The following is a 1950-nucleotide window of genomic DNA, read 5'->3' on the forward strand; positions in this document are numbered from 1 at the left end:
GATACTGTTGAAAAACTATTGGTGGTGAGCATCTCATCTATCCCCTTAGAAATTAGCGTCCGTGACACGAACGCCCGCCGAGATATCGTAATGCCTTTCTAGGAGGCTAAATGTGTGTAACTCGGTTGTGGATGGCGAAACAATTTATAAGACGCCGCGCGAGTTGGCGACGCTTGTCGGAATGGATGGCCTCGTGTGGCGAGACAAAAATCCTTTTGTAAATTGGTCTGTTGGCAAAGATTGGCACGACCTCGACCTATGCCTTTGCGGCGTCGATATCTCGGCCTCTCTGGCGCGAGTAGGACTTCAGTGTGAACGGATGACAGCGGACCCGATGGAACTGAAGATTGTTCGGTGATGCCGGATGTAGCCGTATTGCCAAGGAATTCGCATTGCTTATGCAGGAAAGCCCTGATTCAATCGTCGTATTGATTTGCGGAGGATTGAGCGATGATGGGATGTCAGGCAGCTCCGGCGCAGCTCTTTTATGACTTCTGTATTGATGATCACGTCCCCGCCGAGCACCTGTTGCGGGGAATAGACCGTCATCTCGAACTCGATAGCGTTCGAGAGCAGTTGAAGCCTTTCTATAGCAGCACTGGCCGTCCCTCGGTCGATCCCGAACTGATGATCCGGATGCTGATTGTCGGCTACGCCATGGGCATTCGGTCGGAGCGGCGGCTGTGTGAAGAGGTCCATCTCAACCTTGCCTATCGCTGGTTCTGCCGCCTCGGACTGGACGGCAAGGTGCCTGATCACTCCAGCTTCTCGAAGAATCGCCATGGCCGGTTTCGGCAAAGCGATATCCTGCGACACATGTTCGAAACGGTGGTGGAGCGCTGTCTTGCGCAAGGGTTGGTCGGAGCAGAAGGTTTTGCCGTCGATGCCAGCCTTATTGCAGCGGATGCCAACAAGCAGCGTTCGGTACCAGGAGCTGAGTGGGAAGCAAAGGAAGGCGCTAGCCGCTCGGTACAAGAGTATCTGGCTGTTCTCGATGATGCCGCTTTCGGTGCTGCGTCGCCGGTGACACCAAAGTTTATCTCCCCGTCTGATCCTGCCGCCCAATGGACCGGTGCTCACAAAGGCCATGCCTTCTTCGCTTACGCCACCAATTATCTGATAGACACCGATCATGGTGTCATTGTCGATGTGGAGGCGACGCGTGCGATCCGCCAGGCAGAAGTCGGGGCATCCCGCACGATGCTCGAAAGGACCGAGAACCGCTTCGGCTTACGGCCGGACTATGTGGCTGCTGACAGTGCTTACGGTTCCGCCGACAACTTGGCATGGCTGGTCAAGGAGAAGAAGATCGCGCCGCACATTCCGGTCTTTGACAAGTCGAACCGGACAGACGGCACCTTCTCACGTTCGGACTTCACCTGGGAAGCCGAGAACGAGCGATACATCTGTCCGGCCGGGAACGAACTGAAGCAGTTCCACCGCACTTACAATACTCCAAGATCGGGGATCACGGCCGAAGGGACACGGATTTATCGTGCCAGCAAAAAGGACTGTGATGTCTGTGACCTGAAGCAGCGTTGTTGCCCGAACACGCCTATGCGCAAGGTGCCGCGCGATCTCCATGAGGATGCGCGCGATGTTGCCAGAGCGATTGCGGCCACACCAGAATATGAACTGTCGCGTCACCGCCGGAAGAAAGTCGAGATGCTATTCGCGCATCTCAAACGCATTCTACGGATGGCGCGTCTTCGGCTTCGGGGACCCTGTGGTGCGAGAGACGAATTCTTGCTTGCCGCAACCGCACAAAATCTAAGGAGGTTAGCTAAACTCAGGCCACAAACGACGTCATATGGCGTCATTGCCGCATGAGAGCGGCATGAATTGAGACCCTGCGCCGAGGCGCGGGGCAGAAACGCGTTGGTACTCCGCCCGGAAAATCAAAATGGGCGGATGAGCAGCTAATGCGGCGAGTTTTTCAACGATATCGGC

The 1950-nt window shown here is 55.6% G+C and carries 1 protein-coding gene; it reads left to right on the forward strand.

Features of this window, described 5'->3' with window-relative positions; genetic code table 11:
- Positions 1 to 450 precede the first annotated feature (450 nt).
- Complete coding sequence (locus tag AB4Z25_RS29305) at positions 451 to 1830, forward strand: transposase (RefSeq protein WP_112390951.1); 1380 nt, start codon at positions 451 to 453, stop codon at positions 1828 to 1830.
- Positions 1831 to 1950: the final 120 nt, after the last annotated feature.

It is taken from the genome of Rhizobium sp. RAF36, from assembly GCF_052114105.1.
GTDB lineage: Bacteria > Pseudomonadota > Alphaproteobacteria > Rhizobiales > Rhizobiaceae > Rhizobium.